The 22,767-nt window shown below is 48.1% G+C and carries 18 protein-coding genes; 13 read left to right on the top strand and 5 right to left on the bottom strand.

The genetic code is table 11. The features are described 5' to 3' along the window. Positions 1 to 461: 461 nt before the first annotated feature. From tssL to tssB, 4 genes are read right to left on the bottom strand one after another with little or no spacing between them, the layout of a single operon-like run. A complete protein-coding gene (gene tssL / locus ACJY2G_RS20015; RefSeq protein ID WP_430320653.1) occupies positions 462 to 1,136 on the bottom strand; it encodes a type VI secretion system protein TssL, short form in 675 nt (224 codons plus the stop codon). Beyond that, positions 1,133 to 2,482, bottom strand: coding sequence for a type VI secretion system baseplate subunit TssK (tssK, locus tag ACJY2G_RS20010; RefSeq protein WP_430320654.1), 1,350 nt, complete (start codon positions 2,480 to 2,482; stop codon positions 1,133 to 1,135). The genes tssL and tssK overlap by 4 nt, the downstream gene beginning before the upstream one ends. 15 nt (positions 2,483 to 2,497) lie before the next feature. After that, complete coding sequence (gene tssC / locus ACJY2G_RS20005; protein ID WP_113876422.1) at positions 2,498 to 4,045, bottom strand: type VI secretion system contractile sheath large subunit; 1,548 nt, start codon at positions 4,043 to 4,045, stop codon at positions 2,498 to 2,500. Between the two features lie 31 nt (positions 4,046 to 4,076). Then, positions 4,077 to 4,571 carry a type VI secretion system contractile sheath small subunit gene (gene tssB / locus ACJY2G_RS20000; RefSeq protein ID WP_112289522.1) on the bottom strand — a complete coding sequence of 165 codons (495 nt, stop codon included), beginning with the start codon at positions 4,569 to 4,571 and terminating at the stop codon, positions 4,077 to 4,079. A gap of 874 nt (positions 4,572 to 5,445) precedes the next feature. Here tssB and ACJY2G_RS19995 point away from each other — a divergent pair. The 10 genes from ACJY2G_RS19995 (at position 5,446) to ACJY2G_RS19950 (ending at position 19,162) form a co-directional block, all read left to right on the top strand. Next, complete coding sequence (locus ACJY2G_RS19995) at positions 5,446 to 6,993, top strand: methyl-accepting chemotaxis protein (protein ID WP_430320655.1); 1,548 nt, start codon at positions 5,446 to 5,448, stop codon at positions 6,991 to 6,993. A 318-nt stretch (positions 6,994 to 7,311) separates the two neighbouring features. Continuing rightward, positions 7,312 to 7,869 (top strand): fimbrial protein, encoded by a 558-nt coding sequence (locus ACJY2G_RS19990; protein ID WP_430320656.1) that lies wholly within the window; start codon positions 7,312 to 7,314, stop codon positions 7,867 to 7,869. A gap of 59 nt (positions 7,870 to 7,928) precedes the next feature. Then, on the top strand, positions 7,929 to 8,663 hold the full coding sequence (locus tag ACJY2G_RS19985) for a fimbria/pilus periplasmic chaperone (protein WP_430320657.1): 735 nt from the start codon (positions 7,929 to 7,931) through the stop codon (positions 8,661 to 8,663). Further along, positions 8,647 to 11,199: a fimbria/pilus outer membrane usher protein gene (locus ACJY2G_RS19980; RefSeq protein ID WP_439292027.1), complete on the top strand. Its 2,553-nt coding sequence runs from the start codon at positions 8,647 to 8,649 to the stop codon at positions 11,197 to 11,199. The genes ACJY2G_RS19985 and ACJY2G_RS19980 overlap by 17 nt, the downstream gene beginning before the upstream one ends. 16 nt (positions 11,200 to 11,215) lie before the next feature. Continuing rightward, entirely contained in the window at positions 11,216 to 12,298 is a 1,083-nt protein-coding gene (locus tag ACJY2G_RS19975) for a fimbrial protein (protein WP_430320659.1), read from the top strand. A gap of 20 nt (positions 12,299 to 12,318) precedes the next feature. After that, the gene (locus ACJY2G_RS19970; RefSeq protein WP_430320660.1) at positions 12,319 to 13,071 is read left to right on the top strand and encodes a fimbrial biogenesis chaperone; all 753 of its coding nucleotides are present in this window, start codon (positions 12,319 to 12,321) and stop codon (positions 13,069 to 13,071) included. A gap of 233 nt (positions 13,072 to 13,304) precedes the next feature. After that, positions 13,305 to 14,429 carry a tyrosine-type recombinase/integrase gene (locus ACJY2G_RS19965; RefSeq protein ID WP_439292026.1) on the top strand — a complete coding sequence of 375 codons (1,125 nt, stop codon included), beginning with the start codon at positions 13,305 to 13,307 and terminating at the stop codon, positions 14,427 to 14,429. A 147-nt stretch (positions 14,430 to 14,576) separates the two neighbouring features. After that, positions 14,577 to 16,718, top strand: coding sequence for a 5-histidylcysteine sulfoxide synthase (ovoA, locus tag ACJY2G_RS19960; protein WP_430320662.1), 2,142 nt, complete (start codon positions 14,577 to 14,579; stop codon positions 16,716 to 16,718). A 732-nt stretch (positions 16,719 to 17,450) separates the two neighbouring features. Continuing rightward, a complete protein-coding gene (locus tag ACJY2G_RS19955) occupies positions 17,451 to 18,206 on the top strand; it encodes an alpha/beta fold hydrolase (protein ID WP_430320663.1) in 756 nt (251 codons plus the stop codon). A gap of 134 nt (positions 18,207 to 18,340) precedes the next feature. Continuing rightward, a complete protein-coding gene (locus tag ACJY2G_RS19950) occupies positions 18,341 to 19,162 on the top strand; it encodes an alpha/beta fold hydrolase (protein ID WP_439292025.1) in 822 nt (273 codons plus the stop codon). A 297-nt stretch (positions 19,163 to 19,459) separates the two neighbouring features. Here ACJY2G_RS19950 and ACJY2G_RS19945 read toward each other — a convergent pair whose 3' ends face one another. Next, the gene (locus ACJY2G_RS19945) at positions 19,460 to 19,627 is read right to left on the bottom strand and encodes a YhfL family protein (RefSeq protein ID WP_120163809.1); all 168 of its coding nucleotides are present in this window, start codon (positions 19,625 to 19,627) and stop codon (positions 19,460 to 19,462) included. A gap of 505 nt (positions 19,628 to 20,132) precedes the next feature. On the opposite strand from ACJY2G_RS19945, the gene ACJY2G_RS19940 reads away from it, so the two are divergent. From ACJY2G_RS19940 to ACJY2G_RS19930, 3 genes are all read left to right on the top strand, one after another. Next, on the top strand, positions 20,133 to 21,641 hold the full coding sequence (locus tag ACJY2G_RS19940) for a tannase/feruloyl esterase family alpha/beta hydrolase (RefSeq protein WP_430320665.1): 1,509 nt from the start codon (positions 20,133 to 20,135) through the stop codon (positions 21,639 to 21,641). A 171-nt stretch (positions 21,642 to 21,812) separates the two neighbouring features. Further along, the gene (locus tag ACJY2G_RS19935; RefSeq protein ID WP_430320666.1) at positions 21,813 to 22,430 is read left to right on the top strand and encodes a TetR family transcriptional regulator; all 618 of its coding nucleotides are present in this window, start codon (positions 21,813 to 21,815) and stop codon (positions 22,428 to 22,430) included. Beyond that, positions 22,423 to 22,758, top strand: a complete 336-nt coding sequence (locus ACJY2G_RS19930; protein WP_113878269.1) for an SMR family transporter — start codon at positions 22,423 to 22,425, stop codon at positions 22,756 to 22,758. The genes ACJY2G_RS19935 and ACJY2G_RS19930 overlap by 8 nt, the downstream gene beginning before the upstream one ends. Positions 22,759 to 22,767 lie beyond the last annotated feature (9 nt).

Below are 22,767 nucleotides of genomic sequence, written 5' to 3'. Positions count from 1 at the left end.
AGCTTTTAATTGCGGCACGGCAGACAGCTTCATCGGCATGAATTTCCGGCGAAACGCTGTACAGTACGGCCATCTGGCGGATCCAGCCGGGACGTTGTGATAGCACCGCATCAACGAAAATGGATAACGGTTTTGCGATGTCTGTTTTGACATAACAGGCAAGTGGGGTAATCCGTACCGTAGTTTCACCAAACAGCGCATCCAGCTTGTCCCCGCAAACAAGAACGACCGGCTGCGAAAACGATATCTCTGGCAGGTTTTCCAGTCGTGTCGTCTCATCGATGAACACATCATGGCGCCTTCCCCACAGCATCAGTCCAGCCATTAAGATCACTGTGATGAGGGTAATGACTGATTTTGTAGAGGTGTCAAATGGGCTGAATCCCCAGCACAACAGAAGTGCCAGACATCCTGTCATCCCGGTCAGGCAGTAAACTGATAAACGAGAACCGATGCGCATATCAGAACTGCCCCGGCAATTGCTGATTAATCAGATGTTGCAGCCAGACATGCCCGCCCCACCAGACACCGGACACGATCACAATAGCAACCAGAACCCAGAACCAGAGTGAGCGTAATAATGCCCCGCCACGTACCCGTCCTGTTTTACTGAGCAATGCACCTGGGAGCACCACGTTGAAGGGAGTGACCCGCCCGGCAAGGGCGGCGAGGGTTTGCTCACGTTGCTGAGGGTTGATGGTTTGAGCGCTATATTGCCCCTGAAAGCCCAGCAATAAGACCCGATGAAAACAGCTCAGCACAGTGATATCGGGAGCCGGTTGACGCAGCACAGAGCGGATCCGTTCATATAACGCTTCACCTGCCTGAAGAGAGCCAAAGAAACGCGCCTGTAACGGTGCCCGCTGCCAGGCAATATGTCCGTTATCAGGCGCCTTGTCCTCATCCTGTCGACCGAGTGCGGTTTCATCCAGCAATGCACATTGGGCATAAGTGATATGTTCAACGCTTTCGCTATCGTAACCGGCCAGCTGTAATTGGTCCTGAACTCGCTCTACCTGTGCGCGGCAGCGCTCGTATAAAGCCTCGCCTTCTTCTGCAACCACTCCATTACGTAACTGCACAACGGACAGCCAGGTATCGGCCAGCAACTCATCAATATCTATTTCATTTCTCATGACCGAAGCACCGCATAGAGTTCCAGTTGCAGTTCACCGAGAAGTTCCGGTACATAGAACATGCACGTACCCGAATCCAGCATGGCCTGTGCAGAAGGATGTTTGAGATCCAGGGCGAAATATTGATTTTCCAGCCGAAGAGGGATTGCCGCAGGGACATGGCTTAAAGCGATCAGTGGCACGCCATTAAGTGCGACGTTAACAATATTATTGACATCGTCCGGAGCCCCGACTTTACATAAAGCAGGGAACTGGGAAATCAGCTGATAAGCGGGCAGTGTTGAGCGCACTGACAGGTAGAAGTCTGCGTCTTCACGCAGGCGACTGTCATTAAGAGGCGCTTTCCACTGCTGGCCATTGATCCTGTGCATTTCCAGCGAGATAACGCGCGAGGGAAGGCTGGCTTCCAGTAACTCCCCGATCAGGTCAAGTAAAGGCGGGAAAACGGTCTCTGGGGACGCATGGTCGTAAGCCGGTATCGCTTCGATATCATGTTCCAGGGAAAACGTCAGCAGGCTCCCCGCCAGTTTCGATAATTCAAACCAGACTTGTTCAGGGTGTCGCGCCGGATTTTTAACCAGTTCAGATAATGCTGAAACATGCGTATTGAGGGCATTAAGCAGCCAGAACAATGACACATCTGCGACGGCGAAATCGGCCATACGCTGATTGCTCTCACGACGCATCCCCATCAGGCGGCGGCGTTTAGCCTGCAATTGTGTGAGAATTTGCTCCATGTCCAGGACCAGGCCGTGATGAGCGGACATTGCCAGCAACGGAGGAATAAATGTACTGTCATTTCTCCAGCCGCCTTGACCGTCGCGAACCAGACGTAATACAGGACAGATCAGGTATTCCTCGTTTTGTTCTGTGTCAAAACGCAGAGACAAAGCGTAACGGGCCACAGCCATGGACTCTTCTTCCTGACCGAATGCATCCTGAACATTTACCCATTCCTGACGATAACGGAGCGGGCGATCCCCCGCATTGTCAGTGAGTTGTACGTTGCTGCTGTTTGCCTGCAATAACGGCATTGCCAGCATCACCGTAAGCTCATTGACTTGTGCCGGAATATCCTGAGATAAATCCCGGGCAGGGGGGAGAAGATCGCTGCTCCCGGTATCTATCAGAGAACCGTCAGGCAGACGCACGGTCAGCTGTAGTGCCTGCAGACGTCTGACACTTAGCAAGCCTTCATCAAATTCAGCTGTGGCTACGCCCCAGGGATTAACAACGGACAGGTGGGCAACACATTGATTACTATGTGCTTCCCATAAAGCCTGCTGCTGGAACTGCTGAGGGGACAGCAATGCCCCCTCACTCCATAGTGGTCGATAAATTTTCATTACCACTCCGGCCTCTTACGCTTTCGCTTTAGGCATCTGAGAAACCAGTGACAGATTCACGTCCATCCCTTCCACCTGGAAGTGCGGTACGGCGTACAGTTTTACGCGGAAGAAGCCCGGGTTGTCTTCGATATCTTCTACGGTCACTTTGGCATCACGCAGCGGGTGAGAGGCTTGCAGGTCATCGCCCGGATCGGTCATTTCAGTGACCAGCGTGCGGATCCAGGTGTTCAGTTCCAGTTCCAGCAGGCGGCGATCTTTAGTGGTGCCGATGTTTTCACGCTGGATCAGCTTCAGATAATGCGCGATACGTGACAGCAGGAAGATGTACGGCAGACGCGCATTGATGCGGCTGTTTGCAGTGGCATTCGCGGTGTCATACAGCGCCGGTTTCTGTGCGGAGTTGGCAGAGAAGAAGCAGGAGTAATCGCGGTTTTTGTAGTAAGACAGCGGGATGAAGCCCAGGTTGGCAAACTCAAACTCGCGGGTTTCAGGGATCATCACTTCTGACGGGATTTTCACCTGATTGCCGGTGCCGAGGTCATACAGGTGGATCGGCAGGTCAGTCACCGCACCGCCAGCCTGCGGGCCACGGATTTGCACGCACCAGCCATTTTTGATGAAGCTTTTCACCATGTTGGCGGCAAAGGAGAACGCTGCGTTGGTCCAGAGATATTTCTCGTGATCCGGACCTTTCACTTCTTCAACGTAGTTGAAGCTGCGAACAGGAACGGTATCCGGACCATACGGCAGACGACCCAGCACGCGTGGCATAGTCAGACCGATATAGCGGGAGTCGTCAGAATCACGGAAGGATTTCCACTTGATGTATTCCGCGCGGTCAAAGTAGTTACCGATGTCTTTAATCGCAGCCACTTCTTCCATGGAATCTTTCAGGAAGAATTTAGGACCGACGGCGCCAACGAACGGCATGTGCGCGGCAGCGGAGACTTTAGAAATGTTACGCAGCAGCGCAACATCCTGGGCTGACGCGTCAAACTCGTAGTTGGAAATCACAGAACCGATGGGTTCGCCGCCCGGTGTGTCATATTCCTGAATGTAGGTGTGGCGGTACAGGCCGCTCTGGATGATTTCAGGGCAATCTTCGAAGTCCTGACGCAGGTCGTCTTTAGAAACGTCCAGCACTTCAATTTTGACGTTCTGGCGGAAATCGGTGCGGTCAACCAGGAACTTCAGACCACGCCAGCCGGATTCCACGCGCTGAAAATCAGGGTGATGCATCACAGCGTCGAGCTGACGGCTGATCTGATTGTCCAGTTCTGCAATATGGTGATCGAGCAGCGTTTTATCCAGACGCTCAACGGTCTGGCCAGATTGCTTCAGACGCTCAAGGAAGACCTGAACGGCTGCCGTCACACGCTGATCGGCGGTCACATCAGCCAGGGCAGCGGTGTCCTGGAAATCATTCAGGTCGCCCAGTGAAGTCACCGGCGTCAGATTAATTTTATCAAACAGGGAAGCGTAAACGGTACCCGCTTCAGGGCGTTCAAGAACAGTAGTCTGGCTTGAAGAAGAGTTTTCAGTATTGACTGACATAAGCATTTTCTCGCATTAATCCGTTAAGTGGAGGCTGTTATGCCTTGGGTGCCAGAGCGTTCAGTTCACTGCGAAGCTCATTGCTCAGGGACGGATCTTTAAGAATGGTTTCGAGTTCTTTGCGGAACGTCGCGTTGTCCAGAAGATTGGATTTGAGATCACGCAGCAAATTGCGCATGGCCAGCATGGCGCGCAGTTGAGGGATCTGGCGTGCAACCTGCTCGGGTTCGAAATCTTTCATTTCGTTGAAGTTCAGAGAGATGTTTTCTTCGCTATGATCGCCAGCCAGCGTATTTTCAACGGTCAGATTAAGTGAAGGGCTGAACTCAGCCAGAACGCTGTTAAAGTTATTTTTATTGATGTTAACTTTTTCGCGTTCAGACAAAGGTCGGTCTTCTTTGCCATTGCTGTAGTCTCCCATTACCATTAATTTTAAAGGTAATTCGACTTTCTTCTGTGCGCCGCCCGTGTGGAGATCTAATTTAATATTAACGCGGGCTTTGGGGATTTCTTCCTGAAAACTATTAGACATGCCTATCCCTTACTGTGGAGTGATAAACGCTGCCAATGAATCTGAAAAATACATTGAGGCTGGCAACCCTGCCATAAAAATTTGTCCATGCCGCATCATAATAACGTGCGAATAACTTCAGGGTCACAAGCGAGCTGATATTTTTCGGAGCATTTCGCAGTGTGTATTGAATTTATCTGAAAAAGTAAAATTTCAGATAAGTACCTGTCGCTGGCATTTTAGAAACATTAGTGATTCTATTGAAAATCATAATTTGTAACTAAGTATTACATCGCTTGGATCGCAGGATAACGGATCATCATATTGAAATATAGGAATTTTCTCTTAATACCCTCGCAGGCAGCATGTGATAAGGCATTGAGGCTGATCGGTTTGTAGAAAAAAATAGAAAAGTGAAAACTCCATCAGGATTATTAATGAAAAAACGCAGGAAATATCTGAGAAAATTTTTCTTTCATGAAAAAATTTTCATTTCATTGCGACGGTTAATTCATAGGAATTTTCATGTTTTCCTATGGGAATATTCATATGCCGAATGAATATTCTATTTGTAAAACGAAGGTGACACACGCATGGCATAATTTTATTTGATGTTTATTAGGATCTTTCCTGCAGGAATAAATACCTATGCAGGTTCTGTGTAAGAGATTTGAATGCGATTTTCATTAACGTAAAAGTGTAAAGAAATTTTTTAGTTTTGCGCTGTGTCGGCAGTTGAAGCTGCCTTTAAGTGGAGAGCGGTATCAGATATAGCTAAAAATTTGATGGCGGGCCGATCATCGTCTGTTAAATTCCTGATAGGGTGAAGCAGTCATTAAACCTTTTAAGCCAAATGCCGATAAACAGATCCTTGCTCTGTTTTGAGAATCTACCGATGTCGCTTAAAAAGTCCTCTTTACTCGTTCTTGTAGTCCTTTTCGCTCTTTTTTTCACCAGTATGTTATCAAATATCTGGTTGCTAACCCAAAGTAATCATTCCCTTGATGACGTCAACAAAGAAATCCGTGTCGTCCTGTCCGTGATTGACCCCATTAATCATAGCCGTACCTCACGTGTACGCGTTATGGAGTACATGAAGGAAATCGAGAGCAGCAATGGTCAGCAAAACGGCGCTGCACTTGACGGCGTCAATGAAGTTATCGTGAAGGCCGATGCCGCATTTCAGGCCTATATAGATGCACCTAAACTGCCGGGTGAGGATGAACTGGCCCAGGCATATCGCGCCACTTATCTGGAATATCGTCAGAACGGAATACAGCCGCTGATCGATGCCGCGAAAGCGGGTGACCAGGCGCGGTTTAAAGCAAAGATCCCGACAGTCATAAAACTCGATCGACAGTATGAAATCGTCCTGGATAGAGTGCTGGCGCTGCACGAGCAGTACGCCAGAAATCTCAACAATGATGCGCAGGATAATTTCAAATTTGGCATCGGGTTGACCATAGGTTTTGGTCTGCTATTCCTGATCATCATTATTGGCGTGGTGATTTTGCTTAAACGTTTCGTTCTGACGCCGCTTCTGAATTCACGTGATCATTGCCGGCAGATTGCAGAAGGTTATCTTGATACCCCGGTGCCGGTTAATGCCCGTTCACGCAGCGAAATTGAAGAACTGATGCAGTCTATTGAGCATATGCGACAGTCGCTGACCCGCATTATCGGCCAGGTGCGCGACACCAGTCATACCGTTGCTCATGCATCGCAGGAAATTTCGGCTGGGAACATTGATCTGGCTTCCCGCACAGAACAACAGGCGGCTGCACTGACACAAACCGCGGCCAGCATGGAAGAACTTGGGGCGACCGTAAAACAGAATACCGAGAATGTCACCCGTGCGAGTGGCCTGACACGTGAAGCCGTTAAAAATGCGCGTGCAGGTGAAAAGGTGGCACAGGATGTGATCGGAACGATGAGTCGTATTAACAGCAGCTCTAAGAAAATCGAAGACATAACAGGCGTCATCAACAGCATTGCGTTCCAGACCAACATTCTGGCGCTCAATGCCGCCGTTGAAGCCGCACGTGCCGGCGAACAGGGGCGTGGATTTGCGGTGGTCGCCAGCGAAGTGCGCAGTCTGGCGCAGCGCAGTGCTGTCGCAGCGAAGGAAATTGAAAGTCTGATCTCTGAATCCGTTGCCAATATAAAGGAAGGATCTGAACAGGTATCGCGTACCGGGGATTCTATCTCGGCAATTATTTCTTCCGTGACTCAGGTTGATGTGCTGATGGAACATATCTCGACCGCATCTGATGAGCAAAGCCGTGGGATAAGCCAGATTGAGCAGGCTGTGACCGAAATCGACGGCGTAACTCAGCAGAATGCGGCGCTGGTGCAAGAATCCGCAGCAGCAGCGGCCTCACTTGAAGAGCAGGTGTTATATCTGACGCAGTCTGTCTCGGCCTTCAGGTTGGCGACAGCGTAACATAGCCCATCAGTTCAGGGTGTTTGCACGCAAATACCCTGACGACTAATTTGGTTATTATATTTTTATGGCCGAGTATATTTTGAATGTTATTAGGAGAACTTTTTATATAAATAACTATTAATTAACCCTCCCCAAAATTAAACTCTGCCTATTCAAGTAACTTGTATTGCTTATCATAATTTTCGGTATATGATGCGTGACGTTAATAATGAACTTCTGTATATATTTATCTGTCGGATTGATGAAAGACTTATTATATATTGATGCCATCATTATTAGCTAGTGATCAATCCTTACGTATATAGGGAAGTGCATATGTATAATACTAAACACGTCATACCCATGCTTGCGTTAGTCATAACATCTACGTTTGCTGCGTCGGCAATGGCGGTCGATGGAACTATTACTATTAATGGCAAGGTAACAGATACTACCTGTTCAATTGCTGTTAATGGTGGAAGTGAGGATGCGACCGTGACATTACCTACTGTTTCAGCAAACAGTTTGAAAGCGCCGGGGGAAACTGCCGGTGCGACACCTTTTAATATCTCACTGACAAGTTGTTCAGGTACGGCTTTAGGCACGGCAAGCACTTATTATGAACCCGGTACTTATGTTGATAGTGCCACCGGCCGTCTTAATATAGATACCACCGCGTCGGATGCAGCAAAAAATGTTCAGGTTGAATTACTAAATGCCAGTATGGAGTCAATAGTCGCCGGATCTCCGGTAACCGATGGCCAAAATGATATTCCGGTTGATATCAGCGCCGGCAGCGGGACATTGAATTATTTCGCCCGCTATTATGCCACCGGAGTTTCTGTGGCAGGAACGGTCACCACGCAAGTTGATTACACCATGACATACGAGTAACCGATAAAAAGGGGTGAAGCAGGAATTTCACCCCTGTTTCAATAAAGAGGAACTCAGGGATGTGTAAGTCTATATTCATCAGTATTATTTTAACCTGCTTCTTTTCCTGTAAAGCGTATCCGGAAGTTGTCATTAACGGAACGCGGATTGTGTTCCATGCTCAAGATAAAGAGTCAGTAATACAATTAATGAATAAGGGTAAAAAACCCTATCTGGTACAAATGTGGCTGGATGATGGCAATCCGAAAGCCCGGCCCGGTGAAGTCAATGTCCCATTTATTGTCAATCTTCCTGTCATTCGCATCGATCCAGAGAAAGGTCAGGCGATACGGCTGATGGCACTGAACGAGCATTTACCACAGGATCGGGAATCGCTGTTCTGGTTTAATCTTTTGGAAGTGCCTCCAAAGCCGACACAGAGGATTCAGGCAGGTGATAATGTATTGCAAATGGCATTTCGTACCCGGGTTAAGTTGTTATACCGACCAGATAACTTAGTACCTTCGCCACTTCAGGCTTATAAACAGTTAAAAGTATCAGTGATTGGCAACAAACTAACAATTATCAATCCTTCACCTTACTTTATCACTTTCAGTAAGCTGGAAGTCAGACACTCAAAAACATCACCGGTACTTTCCCGTGTGGAAAATTTTACGAAGAGAATGGTTGAGCCTGAAAGTGAAATAGAATTCAATCTGAAGTCGAATGAGAATAAAGATATACGGGGCGAAAAGTTATTCTATAGCATCATAAATGATTATGGCGGGGAATCAGTCAATGAACAGATATTATGAAATGATATCTGGCTCGCTTAAAAATTCATTCACCATGGCGATATTAAGAACAACAGCTTGGTCTGCACTGCTGTTCTCTCACGTCGTCTGTTATGCAGGTTCTGATACGGTTATTTTTAACAGTGCATTTATGCGGTCAGCAATAGACGTTAATGATTATGCGCAAGGAAACCCTGTACTACCCGGAATACATCGGGTGGATCTGTATGTAAATGAGAGGTGGAAAGGGCGTACAGACGTTAATTTTTCACTTCCTGATAATCAATCAAAAATAGCCCATGCGTGTTTCAATATAAAATTGCTATCAGATTTGGGTATTGATAGTGAAAGACTCGATGAAAATGTCGTTTATCAGCTTAAAGATCCCCATCAATGTGCTGATATTAATAAATTGCTTCCCGGACTCGATGCCAGTTATGACGTTACCACTCAACATCTTAATGTGACAGCGCCGCAGATCTATTTACTTCGCCATGCCAGAGGGTATGTCAGCCCCGAACTTTGGGATAAAGGTATCACAGCGGCAACATTAGAATATGACTATAACGCCTATCATTCAGAAATGTCAGAAACGCAAAGTATCTCTACTCAATATCTCGGACTTCTCGGTGGTATAAACTGGGATGTTTGGCGTTTGCGATATAAAGGGTCTTTTAACCAGAGCGATGAAAATGGATGGGAATATGATAACGCCAGCACTTATCTCGAACGTGCGATAGTGCCGATACGCAGTAAGCTGGTGATCGGTGAGTCTATGACGGAAGGACAGGTCTTTGATAGCGTGGGTTTTCGCGGGGCCATGCTGGCATCCGATGACCGGATGTATATGGACTCGCAGCGCGGATACGCACCGGTGATCAGTGGCGTGGCGAATACTAATGCATTAGTTCAGATTTCACAGCGCGGCACGCGTATTTATGAAACCACGGTTCCACCTGGCCCGTTCGTCATAGATGAACTGTATCCGACGGGCACTGGAGGAGATTTGCTGGTCACAGTGAAAGAAGCGGATGGCAGCGAGCGTAGTTTCACTGTGACCTATGCGTCGATCGCTGAACTATTAAGGCCAGGGACAACCCGCTACACACTGATGAGCGGGACTTATCGTAATTCGACCGTGAATGAAAAACCCCTGATTGCGATGGGCACTATACGGCACGGTTTTACCAATCTGATCACGGGTTACGGAGGTGTATTAGGAGGAGGAGAGTATCAGTCGGTGGCCGGGGGGATTGCACTGAATACTTCGCTGGGTGCGATATCTTCGGATATCACTCATGCCCGTACTCAGCTACATAACGAAATCTCAAAAGAGGGGCAAAGTTACAGTCTGGCTTTCTCAAAAATACTGCCAGTGGTGAACACGAATATCACGCTGGCGAATTATCGTTATTCAAGCGCCGGTTACTACAGTATTGATGATGCAATGTTGATACGGGACCAGCAAACCTCTGCCGGAAACGCTTTTTATTCCAGCAGTATCAATCGTAAAAATCGCGTGCAGATCAGCGCAACACAGGATTTGTCGGAGGTCTGGGGAACATTGAATATCAGTGCAAGCACCCAGGATTACTGGAACAGAGGCGGGCGTGATACTGAATACCAAATGGGATACACCAACACTTTCTCATGGTTCAATTTGAATATTAATGCCAGCCGTACCCGGGATCTGGTGAAAAATATCTGGGACAACAAAATTGCCGTAGGGATTTCACTACCTCTGGGTAGCAGCGCAAATTCGGCTTATTTCAATTCCACCTATGTACAGGAACGTGATCATCAGGGGATTCAGAATTCGGTCTCGGGTTCCGCTGGCGATGAGCGTCAATATACTTACAGTGCTTTCGGCAATGCAGATCATTATTCATCGATGGGTAACCGCAATACCGCAGGCGCCAGTGGGAACTGGAATTCACCTTATACCCGGTTAGGAGGAAGCTTTTCAGCCGGACAAGGCTACCAGCAGTATGGGGCAACGCTTTCGGGCGGCGCAATTGCATACGGAAATGGTGTAGTGTTCACGCCGATAATGGGCGACACCATGGCAGTTGTGGAAGCGAACCATGCCAGCGGCGCGAAAGTGGCGAATAATTCAAGCCTGGCTTTGGATAAATCAGGTAAAGCCGCGGTGCCTTATTTAACACCGTATCGGCAGAATAGCATCGAACTGGATCCAAAAGGGCTTTCCAATGATATTGCTCTCGACGTCACCCGCCAGAATAGCGTTCCGACGGCCGGTGCGGTGGTGTTATTGAAATATGAAACAGATTTTGGTTATTCCGCTTTGTTGCAAATCAGCTCGGTTCGTAACGAGGAAATTCCGTTTGGCACACCTGTTACAGATGAGAAGAACGAGAGGGTTGGATATATCGCACAAGGAAGCCAGAGTTATATTCGGGTAAAAAATAGCGAAGGAAAACTCAATGTGAAATGGGGAAGTTCGCCGTCGCAACAATGTGAATTATTGTACCAGCTGCCCGCTGATAATCTGTCAGAGGAAGATAGTTTCAGGCGTGCAAACGTGGTGTGCCAGTAAACAGGGAAGAAATGTTATGGCAAAAATTTTCAGGTCAATTCTCTTTATCGCGTTCGCTGGTATAAGTCATCCGGTATGGGCGGATGGTACGTGGGTTAATTGCAACCGGACAAGTTCCTATTACCAGTATTTCTCTTCAACCACCATTCAGATTGGGAAAGATGCTGTTGTGGGAGACCTGTTGGGCGGGTGGGTAACATCATCAGATCCGACCGCGTGGACCTGTGCGCAAAGGAACACCTATCAGACGATTTCACCGCAACTCGCGGTTCAGGGTTATCCTCCTTACACCATCTGGAATACGACGACGACAGAAGGCCAGGCCTACAGTGTTTATAATACTGCGGTGAAAACCGGGCTTGGTTACATCGCCCGCTGGCGTTATACCGTGAAAGGGCAAACCAGTGCCTGGTATCCGCTGACTGTAGCTGGTGGTATTTATCAAACACCAGCAGAACTCTTCCCTGTCACCTACGACAGCGGACGTTCATTTAATATCGGGGTTGATGTACAAATTCGTTTTGTAAAGACAGCAAATACGCTGACTGCGGGTACTACGCCTGTTTTTGATCCGATGTATACGCGGCATTATCAGTTTTACAACGGCGCTTCCAGCACAGGTGGGGGTACTTATATGATTGCGGAGTTCCTTGCGGGGGGGCTGGTCATTAATACCACGGGAGGCACCTGTACAACACCCAATGTGGATGTGACACTCCCGCCAGCCGCGCGGTCTGACTTTAGCGGTCCAGGCTACACAACATCCAGAACAGACTTTAAGCTCAATTTCACGCAATGTCCTGCTGGGCTGGCCAGCATCAGTTATTCGTTTATGCCAACAACAACGATTAAAAATAATTCACAGGGAGTGTTTGCGCCGGACAGTACTTCAACGGCAAGCGGCGTCGCGTTGCAAATGCTCACGGATCAGGATATTCCCGTGACGTTCAATACGGATTATCTGCTGACCAGTTATGATTCAGGAACGGCCAATACAAATTACTCTGTTCCTCTCAGGGCAGGTTTGTATCAAACAGAGAATACTGTATCTTCCGGCAATGTGAGTGGTTCAGTAACTTTTACGCTGAAATACAAATAACTAACAAAAATATTTTTTCTATGAAAATCCTATCATCATTACCCTGTTTTATTTTAGCTTCAGTATTATTTTGGACAATGACTACAGAACAGGGAATAGGTGAAACTTACATTAACCGAACACGGTTAATATTCAGCCAAAAAGCAAATGATGAGTCCATAAGCATTATCAATGAAGGGTCGAAACCTGCACTGATGCAATTATGGATTGATAAAGAAGAGCCTGAAGAAAAACCTGAGCATATTTATGTACCCTTTGTTGTCTTGCCGCCAGTAGCAAGGCTTGAGCCAAAAAGTTCGCTGGGTATACGTGTATTGTTTACCGGTAAAGGGCCTTCCCTTACGGCTGATTCGGAGTCCTTGTTTTGGCTGAATGTTCTTGAAGTTCCGCCGAAAATGCCAGTGTCGGAGGATAACCCTGTGTTACAAATGGCCATCCGCACCAGAATTAAAATTTTCTATCGTCCCAATACTCTGGGAGATATAACCAGCAGTGACGCGGTAAAAAAATTACATTTTTCATACGTCAAAGATAGTAATAAGTCCCGACTCCAAATTGAAAATCGTTCGCCGCTGTACGTGACGCTGACACAAATAAAATATGGAGAGGTGCATTGGGAAAATAATTTACCTCATGACGGAATGATCGCACCATTCAGCCATATCAGTCTCCCTGTTATTCAATTTACTGACAGCCGAAAATTGTCGATGACCGTCAGTTACATTGATGATTACGGTGTCATAAGTGAATATCATGCTGCAGAAATTGAATAAAATAGCAGCGATTATCCAGTGACCTGCATCAGGATAACTGGACTGCTTGTCCAGTTTGTAGGTTTTTTAACCCGTCAATGACGTCATAATCCTTCTGCTAACTCCTTTATTTTTCCTTATAGATTGCCGTAGTGACTCCAGACTTAATAGGTCTGGAGTCATAAACCTTTTGCCTAAGATCCTATGACTTGTTATAAAACCGCCCTGTGATTTTTTCAGGTGAAATAGGGCTGATGAGCAACGCGGTATCCGGAACGATCAACGAAACACATTTTGCTGCCGAGAATGTTGGCCGGCATGTGCTTGCCTATCTTCAGAATGTGAAAATGACGCCGCTCGCAAAGCTGGATGATTTTGACGAAGAGGGTAATGCGACGGTTGGGCAGGTGATCAATGTCTGGATCCGGCTTTCGTTGATCCTGACACGTCGTCGTCCGGAAATTGCCGTGTCCTCTTTAATGAAACATGTCCTGCCGGTGATTGGCGATGTGCCACTCAACAAAATTACCCGCCTGCGTCTGAATCGCTTATTCAATGTGTTGTTAGCGGACGGAAAAATTTCCGAAGCCAAAAGGGTATTTGCCCTGTGTAAGCAATTTTTTGGCTGGGCGGAAACGCAGGGATATCTCGGCCATTCGCCCTTGAGTTCCATGAAACGCCGTGACGTCGGGGGAAGAAATACGCCGCCCCGCGAGCGGGCATTAACCGATGCTGAAATCTGGATTTTCTGGCATGGCCTTGATTTATGGGATATTTCGGAACAATGTCGCTGGGCGCTACGCCTTTGTTTACTGACTGCCAGGCGTCCGGATGAAATCGTACGTGCCAGAAAAGAGGAGTTTCACCTGCGAATTGGCGTCTGGCGGCAGGGCACGCGTAATAAATCAGCCCGCGATCATAGCCTGCCCCTGACATCTTTAATGGTGACCTGTGTGGAAGCATTGTTGGCGGCCAGTCCAAAAAATAGTCCGTGGCTGGTTCCGTCGCCGCTCGATGCACAAAAACCGTTATCGCGGGGCGCCGTCACTCAGGTAATCCGCCGTATGTTACGTGCAGAAAGAGGGCTGGGTATTGAGCCATTTGCAACACGGGATTTGCGCCGGACGGCCAGATCCAAATTATCCTCCCTGAATGTCCCTAACGATGTTGCCCGTAAAATCATGAATCATTCGCTCGAAGGTATCGACCGTGTTTACGATACCCACGACTATCTGCCGCAAATGAAAAAGGCGCTGGAAGCATTTTCTGACAATATTCAGGGCATTATCAGCGCGCCGGATTACTTCGATTTGTGCCATCAATTTGAGGGTGAATGCCTGCAGGTTCCGGCGATATCGCTGCTATATATGGAAAGATAGGCTTTTTTTTTAGAAATAGAAATATCTGCAATTTTTTGTGATTTAACGACGAACAGACCGGCCCGCACGCGCCGGAAATAAGCCGCTGATGTCAGCTGCTACACTTGAGTATTGATTTGGCGTTGCCAGAGGACAGAGGAATTAAAGATGCTTTCACAACCAGAGAACGCAAACGGCTTGCCGGAACCGACGCAGACAATTTTACTAAGCACAGGAACGGCGGAACAAAAACGTCAGGAAATACGTGATTACTATATTCAGACCTGGGAACTGTATGAAAGCCTGTTCGATTGTCTGGCGGACGAACGCGCTTACTTCAACAAAGCGATTTCCCTGCGCCATCCGCTGATTTTCTATTTTGGTCATACCGCCACTTTTTATATCAACAAGCTCATGGCGGCAGGTTTAATTCCTGAGCGTATTGATTCCCACATCGAGGCAATGCTGGCGATTGGCGTGGATGAAATGAGCTGGGACGATCTCGACGATCAGAACTATCACTGGCCATCTGTCCCCAATTTACGGACATATCGCAACAAAGTTCGCGAAGAAGTGCTCGCTATTATCGATACGATGCCGCTGAGTTTACCGATCGACTGGAACAGCCCGGCGTGGGTGATCCTGATGGGTATCGAGCATGAACGCATCCATCTTGAAACGTCCAGCGTACTGATCCGCCAGTTACCGGTGGAATGGGTCAAACCTCAGGCACACTGGCCTGCCTGTGAACTGGCAAGACATGACCGGAAAACGGTGCCTGAAAACGAAACAGTAGCCGTTAAAGGTGACGTTGTCACACTAGGTAAGCAGGACGACACGTACGGCTGGGACAACGAATACGGCACGTCAGAGCATAAAATTCAGGCATTTAGCGCCAGTAAAATGCTGGTGAGCAACGCCGAATTCTATACTTTCGTCGAGGCGGGCGGCTACCAGAATCCTGAGTGGTGGGATGAAGAAGGTGCAGGATGGCGTGAGTTTGCGCAGGCGGAAATGCCGACATTTTGGGTCGGTTCGCCGCGTGAACCTGAGCAACTGAAATTACGTCTGATGACTGAAGAAGTGCCAATGCCGTGGGACTGGCCTGCAGAAGTCAATCAGCTTGAGGCGGCGGCATTTTGTCGCTGGAAAGCGAAACAAACCGGTGAATCTGTTCAGTTGCCGACCGAAGCAGAATGGATGATTTTACGTAATCAGGTGCCTGGCGATCAGCCAGATTGGCAGACTGCGCCGGGTAACATCAATCTGGCCTGTTGGGCTTCTTCTTGTCCGGTAGATCATTTCGCACAGGGCGATTTTTACGATATTGTCGGGAACGTCTGGCAATGGGCATCAACCCCCATCAGCGGGTTTGATGGTTTCCGTGTGCATCCGTTATATGACGATTTTTCGACGCCGACTTTTGATGGTAAACACTCGATGATCAAAGGCGGAAGCTGGATTTCGACCGGTAACGAGGCATTGAAATCTTCCCGTTACGCGTTCCGCCGTCACTTCTTCCAGCATGCAGGTTTCCGTTATGTGGTGTCCAGTCATCAGGAACAGATCACGGTGAATCCGTATGAAACCGATGGTTTGGTGGCTCAGTATCTGGATTTCCAGTACGGTCCGCGCCACTTTAACGTGCCAAATTACGCCGAACAACTTGTTGATATAGCTGTAAAAAATGTCAGTCAGAAAGGCAGGGCGCTAGATATCGGCTGTGCGACCGGCCGCGCCAGTTTCGAGCTTGCACGTCATTTTGATGCTGTCGTGGGCATGGATTATTCCGCGCGGTTTATCGATGTCGCTCTGGCTTTGGCGAGAGGCGAAGCTTGTCGTTATGTGATCCCGGAAGAGGGTGATCTGGTCGATTATTGTCAGGCGACGCTGGCAGATGTAGGGATCAATGCGCAGCAGACAGAACGTGTCAGTTTTGTGCAGGGTGATGCGTGCAATCTTAAACCGCAGGCTGAATTGTATGATTTGGTTCTGGCGGCAAACCTGATTGACCGTCTGCGTGAACCTGCGCGGTTCCTGAAAGACATCACACCAATGATTCGTACAGGCGGATTGCTGATGTTGTCATCGCCGTATACCTGGCTTGAAGAATTCACTCCAAAAGAGAATTGGGTAGGGGGTTTCCGCGAGAACGGTGAAGCAGTGACCACCCATCAGGCATTGCGCCGCCTTCTGGCCAGTGATTTTGAGGAAATTCAGCAGCCACAAGATGTGCCATTCGTTATTCGGGAAACGGCAAGAAAATTCCAACATACCGTCGCGCAGTTAACGATATGGCGTAAACGATAAGACGTTTTTTGAGAACTCAGGCGGTCGCTTTGCGACCGCTTTTTCATGTCTTCGGAGATCGTATTGGTCATAGCTGGAGTTCATTCCCTGCTAGACGGAAAGTTAAAATGAAGTTGATTTAGTCACTGTTATTGATGTTGAAATAATTAGAATGTTGTAACTAAAAACCATGGGTTAAACCATTTACCCTTCAAACAACAGCGGGCTCGCGTCACACAAGCTTTGAAAGCAGACGCGCTAGTTCAGCGCAGCCGTCAGACTGTCGAAGGTAGGCGATCCGCTGGGTCTACAAGATAGAATCGGACCAATGGCTGTGTGAAAAAGAGTGGGTATTGTCGCGAACTCTCGCACTTTGGATGCGTGAATTCATAAATACTCATGCAGTTTGGGCAAAGAAAGCCGACTAAGCGCATCATCGATACGTGAACAAACGCAGTTGAACAAGCATCAAAATTAGTGGGTTATCTCATCGTGGCAGGTAACCGCAGTGAGAAGGTACCTGCGAATGAAAGATGGAAAAGTTTTATTAATTACCTGTAGACGACTGGTCTAATAACTGTTAGCTTACACACATGGCACGGCAACTAAGCGACATAGCACAACAGCCGTTCCGGTATAAGGAACAGCACACAGAGTTGGCCTGAATAGCAGGTACGGGTAAATTTTTTATTTAAGAAATGGTTAGACGACCGGTCTAATGCAATAATTCATACAAAATACAGGAAATTAATCATGTTCAAAAAAACATTGACTACTCTGGCTTTAAGCCTGGTTCTGTCAGTTTATGCTCAGTCTTCAATGGCGGCGCCGGTTAAAAACATCGTTTTGGTACACGGTGCTTTTGTGGATGGTTCAGGTTGGGCTCCAGTGGCCCGCATCCTGAATAAAGCAGGCTATAAAGTGTCGATTGTGCAGGAGCCTCAAACCTCGCTGGCTGATGATGTCGCGGCGACTCGACGCGTTCTGGCGTTGCAAAGTGGTAAATCATTGCTGGTTGGCCATAGCTACGCCGGAATGATCATCAGTGACGCGGGAAATGATCCCTCTGTTGCCGGCCTGGTTTACATCGCAGCATTTCAGCCGGAGCAAGGTGACTCATTGCTGAGTTTGGCCAAAAAATACCCGCCAGCCGCTCAGTCTATTACTGAAACGCCAGATCACTTCCTTTATATCAAACCGGAAAATTTCCACGCGGACTTTGCCGCTGACTTGCCAGTCAAAGAAACAAATCTGTTGGCGCAATCTCAACTTATGCCTGCAGTAGCAGCATTTAGTGCCCCGGCAGGCGTTCCGGCATGGAAAACGAAGCCAAGCTGGGCCGTAGTGGCGACGCAGGATCGTGCTATTAATCCAGAACTGGAGCGCTTTATGGCAAAACGCGCACACAGCACCGTTACTGAATTGAAAGGCAACCATGCCATTTACGCCTCGCAGCCGGAAAAAATTGCGAACCTGATCGAAAAAGCGGCACAAAGTTTATCTCAGTAAACATCAGTTAAATGCTTTCCAGGCCAGTCATTCTGTGAATGATTGCCAGGTGTAAAAGTAAACAGACGAAAAAAACACCTCTACATTAAATGCTCCGCCCATGAGGCGTCGCCAACAGAAAAGAGAATAAAGTGATGAAAACTATTCAGGTGAAAGACGGTTCTAAGATTGCTTATAAAGACTTTGGCAAGGGACAAACCATTATTTTCTCCCACGGCTGGCCATTATCAAGTGATGCATGGGACGCGCAAATGTTGTTCTTCGGTCAGCAGGGGTTCCGTGTAATAGCTCACGATCGCCGCAGCCATGGCAACTCAAGTCAGACGTGGGAAGGCAATGATATGGATACCTACGCTGAAGATTTATCATCACTCATCGAACAGTTAGATCTCAACGATGTTGTTCTGGTTGGACACTCTACTGGCGGTGGTGAAGTCGCACGGTATATCGGTACGTATGGCTCGGCACGCGTCAGCAAAGCAGTACTTATCGGCGCAGTGCCTCCGGTTATGCTGCAAAGCGAGAAAAATCCTGGCGGTCTGCCTATGGCAGTGTTTGATAGCATCCGTGCTGCGGTCGAAAAAGACCGTTCTCAGTTCTATAAGGATTTGACCACGCCGTTTTTCAACTACAATCGTTCGTCAGAGACGCCTTTTGATGGTGTGAGAGAAAGCTTCTGGCTTCAGGGAATGAAGGGTGGGATCAAAGGTCAGTATGACTGTATCAAACAGTTCTCTGAGGTTGATTTCACTGATGACCTTAAGAAAATCGATGTGCCAACCCTGATCATGCATGGTGATGATGATCAGATCGTTCCGCTGGCCGACTCTGCCATTCTGTCCGCGCAACTTGTCAAAGATGCGCAGCTCAAGGTCTATGCGGGATTTGGCCACGGGATGACAATCACCCAAGCCGGGACGATTAATGAAGACCTGCTGCGATTCATTGAAGAGTAATGCGATGTGGAGAAATCTACAAATAAGCTTTAGCAAAATGGAATGCTTTTAACTTGCCTGGAGACGACTGGTCTACATTTAGATTGTTAATCTAAAACACAGGTGATTTATTATGAAACTCTCATTGGTTAAGCAGGTTAGTACATAACTGTTGACGAAAATTATCGGCAACGCTCTAAAAGGCAGGAGGGTGCCAGCGGTATCTGCTGGACGTTTTAAGAAAGTATTAAGAAACAGACGTGTTATTAAATAAATGCCGGGCATCATCGCCCGGCATATTTTACACTGAAAATAACATTATTTTTCAGTCGGGCCGCAACCACCAATCATTTTAGAAATTGAAATGGCAGGGTGAAGTAAGTACATGTAATCACAGTTTTTTTCTTTGTTATAGACGCTACCCGTACAACCAGAAAGCGTAGAGACCACAGCAGCCAGGACAAACAACTTGACTAAAGACTTCATGTAAATTCCTTTTCAAAAAAGTTGATTAATATTAATCGCACCCGCAACCAGGCAGGCGGCAGCAATATACCTTTAATTACCAATAAGAGACAAATTAAAAATTAGATTTATTTCATTCACCATGACAATATCAAACATCCAGGCATTTATATCATTCATTAAAATGATAGTTCACAATGGGGATATTATTTTAATTGCATAAAGTCTGGTGTAAAAATATAAAAACCCGTTCTACTCATAAATAAGGAGGCTATTAAACCTGAGTTCATTTGTTTGCGTGATGAGATGCGTATGCCATATCCATAATGTCGTGAGTGACTAATTCCTGCACGGAGGGCTGTTTTCGCAGATCATTTAATGACAAACTGCCACTTTTACGCAATGGGATAACAGCTGTCTGATGAATGCGCGTTTTTGTACTTTTTGTTTTGCGTTGTTCTTCGCTAATTTGTTCTCAGCAAATGTAGCCGAAGCGTCCCCGGCAGGTATAAACCAGTCGCAATGTGTGGCCCTAAAAAATTCCCGCATCGATGCTGCCAAAATAGGTTTACCAACCCGCGGCGCGTTGGTGACCAATGTTGCGATGGCCGGTCATCCCGGTAATCAGCACTGCAAACTCGAAGGACTGATTAAACCCATTGATGTGACAGCACCTGATATTAATTTTCAGCTTTATCTGCCCCTCATATGGAATGGTAAAGCCTTGCAGCTCGGCGGCAGCGGATTCGACGGTGCCGTTAAGGATGCCGATACAGCCCGGCTGGCGCCAGCCGCTACACCCGGCGCGCTGAAACAAGGTTACGCGACTTTTGGCAGCGATTCCGGGCATCAGGGCGGCGTATCCGATGCGTCTTTTGCTCTCAACCAGGAAGCCTGGGATAATTTTGCCGGTGCTCAGATTAAGAAAACCCACGATGTTGCGGTCGCACTCATCACACAGGCTTACGGTAAAAAACCCTCGCGCCTGTATTTTCAGGGCAATTCTCAGGGCGGACACGAAGCACTTGCTGCAATTCAGCGCTTCCCGCTCGACTACGACGGCGCGATCGCTATTCATCCGGTATACAACGTCGTCGAACTGCACATGGCGGGTATCCGTATCGGGCAAGCTATTTACAACACGCCGGGTGCGTGGATTTCACCTGCAAAAGCCGCGCTGATTGCCAACGCCGTGACCGGTGCCTGCGATAAACTGGACGGTCTGGCCGACGGCGTTGTCGCTAATCCGGATGCCTGTAGTGCGACATTTAAAATAGCGCATCTGCGTTGTCCGCAGGGCAAAGATACCGGGTCAAATTGTCTTTCTGACACGCAAATAGCGCTGGTCGGCATGCTGAATAAGCCCGTACAACTTGGCATAAACCTGCCTACCGGCGATCACTTTGCGCCCTGGCCGATATTACGCGGTGCTGACGCTTCCGCGCTGGTCAGCGTATTTGGCTCCGGCGCAGACAAGCCGAAACCCGAAGCTACAAATATCATTATTTCCTTTCCTTATATGATGGGCGATCAGGCCGTCCGTTATGAAGTCATGCGTAATGCGGATTACGACTCTCTGAAATTCGACCCGGCCGCACATCAGCAGCGGCTCAAAGAGCTGGCTGCGCAGGTCGATAACGACGATGCGAACCTCCGCGCCTTTGTGCAACATGGTGGTAAGTTGCTGCTGATGCACGGTACCGCAGACATGGCAGTACCACCGGGGAATACCGTGGCGTATTACGAAAAACTGAAAGCGGAATTCGGCGAGAAAGAGCTCCGTCAGTTTGCACGCTTCTACCTGGCACCCGGCTTTACCCACAGCAGCGGAACTTTTCGTGCGAGCTGGGATTCACTCGGCACACTGGATAAGTGGGTCGATCATGGGATCCCACCCGGTCAGCAAGTTATGATTGATGTCAACAAACCGACGGCAGGACGTGAAATGCCCTTATGTGATTACCCGTTGTATCCGAAATATAACGGGCAGGGTGATATCAGGTCAGCGTCGAGTTTTGTGTGTACTGATCAGTAAGTGGCCTGAAACGTCAGGCTGCTGTCATTTTTGGTGGGTACAATTTTCACAGAGATTGCAAGTCATTTACCTATATAAAATCACAGGTGAATGAACGTTCTCAAAAAATCTTGAACATCCGTCCAAGTCTTGGCATTATCCTCATCTGCCTACTCTGCTTCGGATTTTTCAGTGGTCTACCTGTGTAAAGAAGCCCGCCGCAATACTATTCTGGAAGCTGCTGCGCGAATTGCCCGCCGTGAAGGACTGGCCGCGACCACCGTTCGTCGTGTCGCGCAAGAAGCCGGTGCGGCAACCGGTCAGGTTCATCACCATTTTTCCAGCGCCGCTCAGCTGCGGGCTCAGGCCTATACGCAGGTGATGAAAATCCTCAAAGCCCAGCTGGAAGAAAAGTCTCTGGCTCTGACAGCCCGCGAACGGCTGAACCTGTTGCTGGTTGATCCGCAAGACGAAGAATCTCTGATGGCGATCCCACTGTGGCATGAAGCCATGTTGCTGACCGAGCAGGAGCCGCTGATGAAAGCTGCATTTGCGCTTTCAGTGTCTGACTGGCATCAGCTGGTGTCTGATGCCATCAGCTTTGGCAGACAGAAAGGGGAGTTTGTGCAGGGCGAATCGCCGGAGCATATTTCCTGGCGCCTGATTGGCCTGAGCAGCAGCATGGATGCCATGTCGCGACTTGAAACTCTTGGACTGAGCCCGACCTGCGCGCAATACAACCTCGGCCGCGCCATTGAAAATGAGCTGTATGCTCATAACTCTTGCAGTAAGGAAACGACAGATGTTTAAAACATATTTGCTTCTCGGACTGGCTATTGTGGCGGAAGTCATCGCCACCAGCAGTCTGAAAAGCTCGGAAGGATTCACCCGTTTATGGCCAAGCGTCGTTACATTGCTGGGCTATACGATTGCCATCTTCTTATTATCTCTGACTCTGAAAACCCTGCCCACCGGTATTGCTTATGCCATCTGGTCCGGCGTCGGTATTGTTCTGGTCTCTGCGATTGGTTGGTTTGGTTACGGACAAAAGCTTGATACGCCGGCGATTATTGGCCTGGGGCTAATCATCGCGGGCGTCATCGTAGTGAACGTGTTTTCAAAATCTGTTGCGCACTAAGCCGCGCAA

Source organism: Rahnella sp. ATs2 (assembly GCF_051851855.1).
Classification (GTDB): Bacteria; Pseudomonadota; Gammaproteobacteria; order Enterobacterales; family Enterobacteriaceae; genus Rahnella; species Rahnella variigena.
This window is presented reverse-complemented; position numbering and strand designations above follow the sequence as displayed.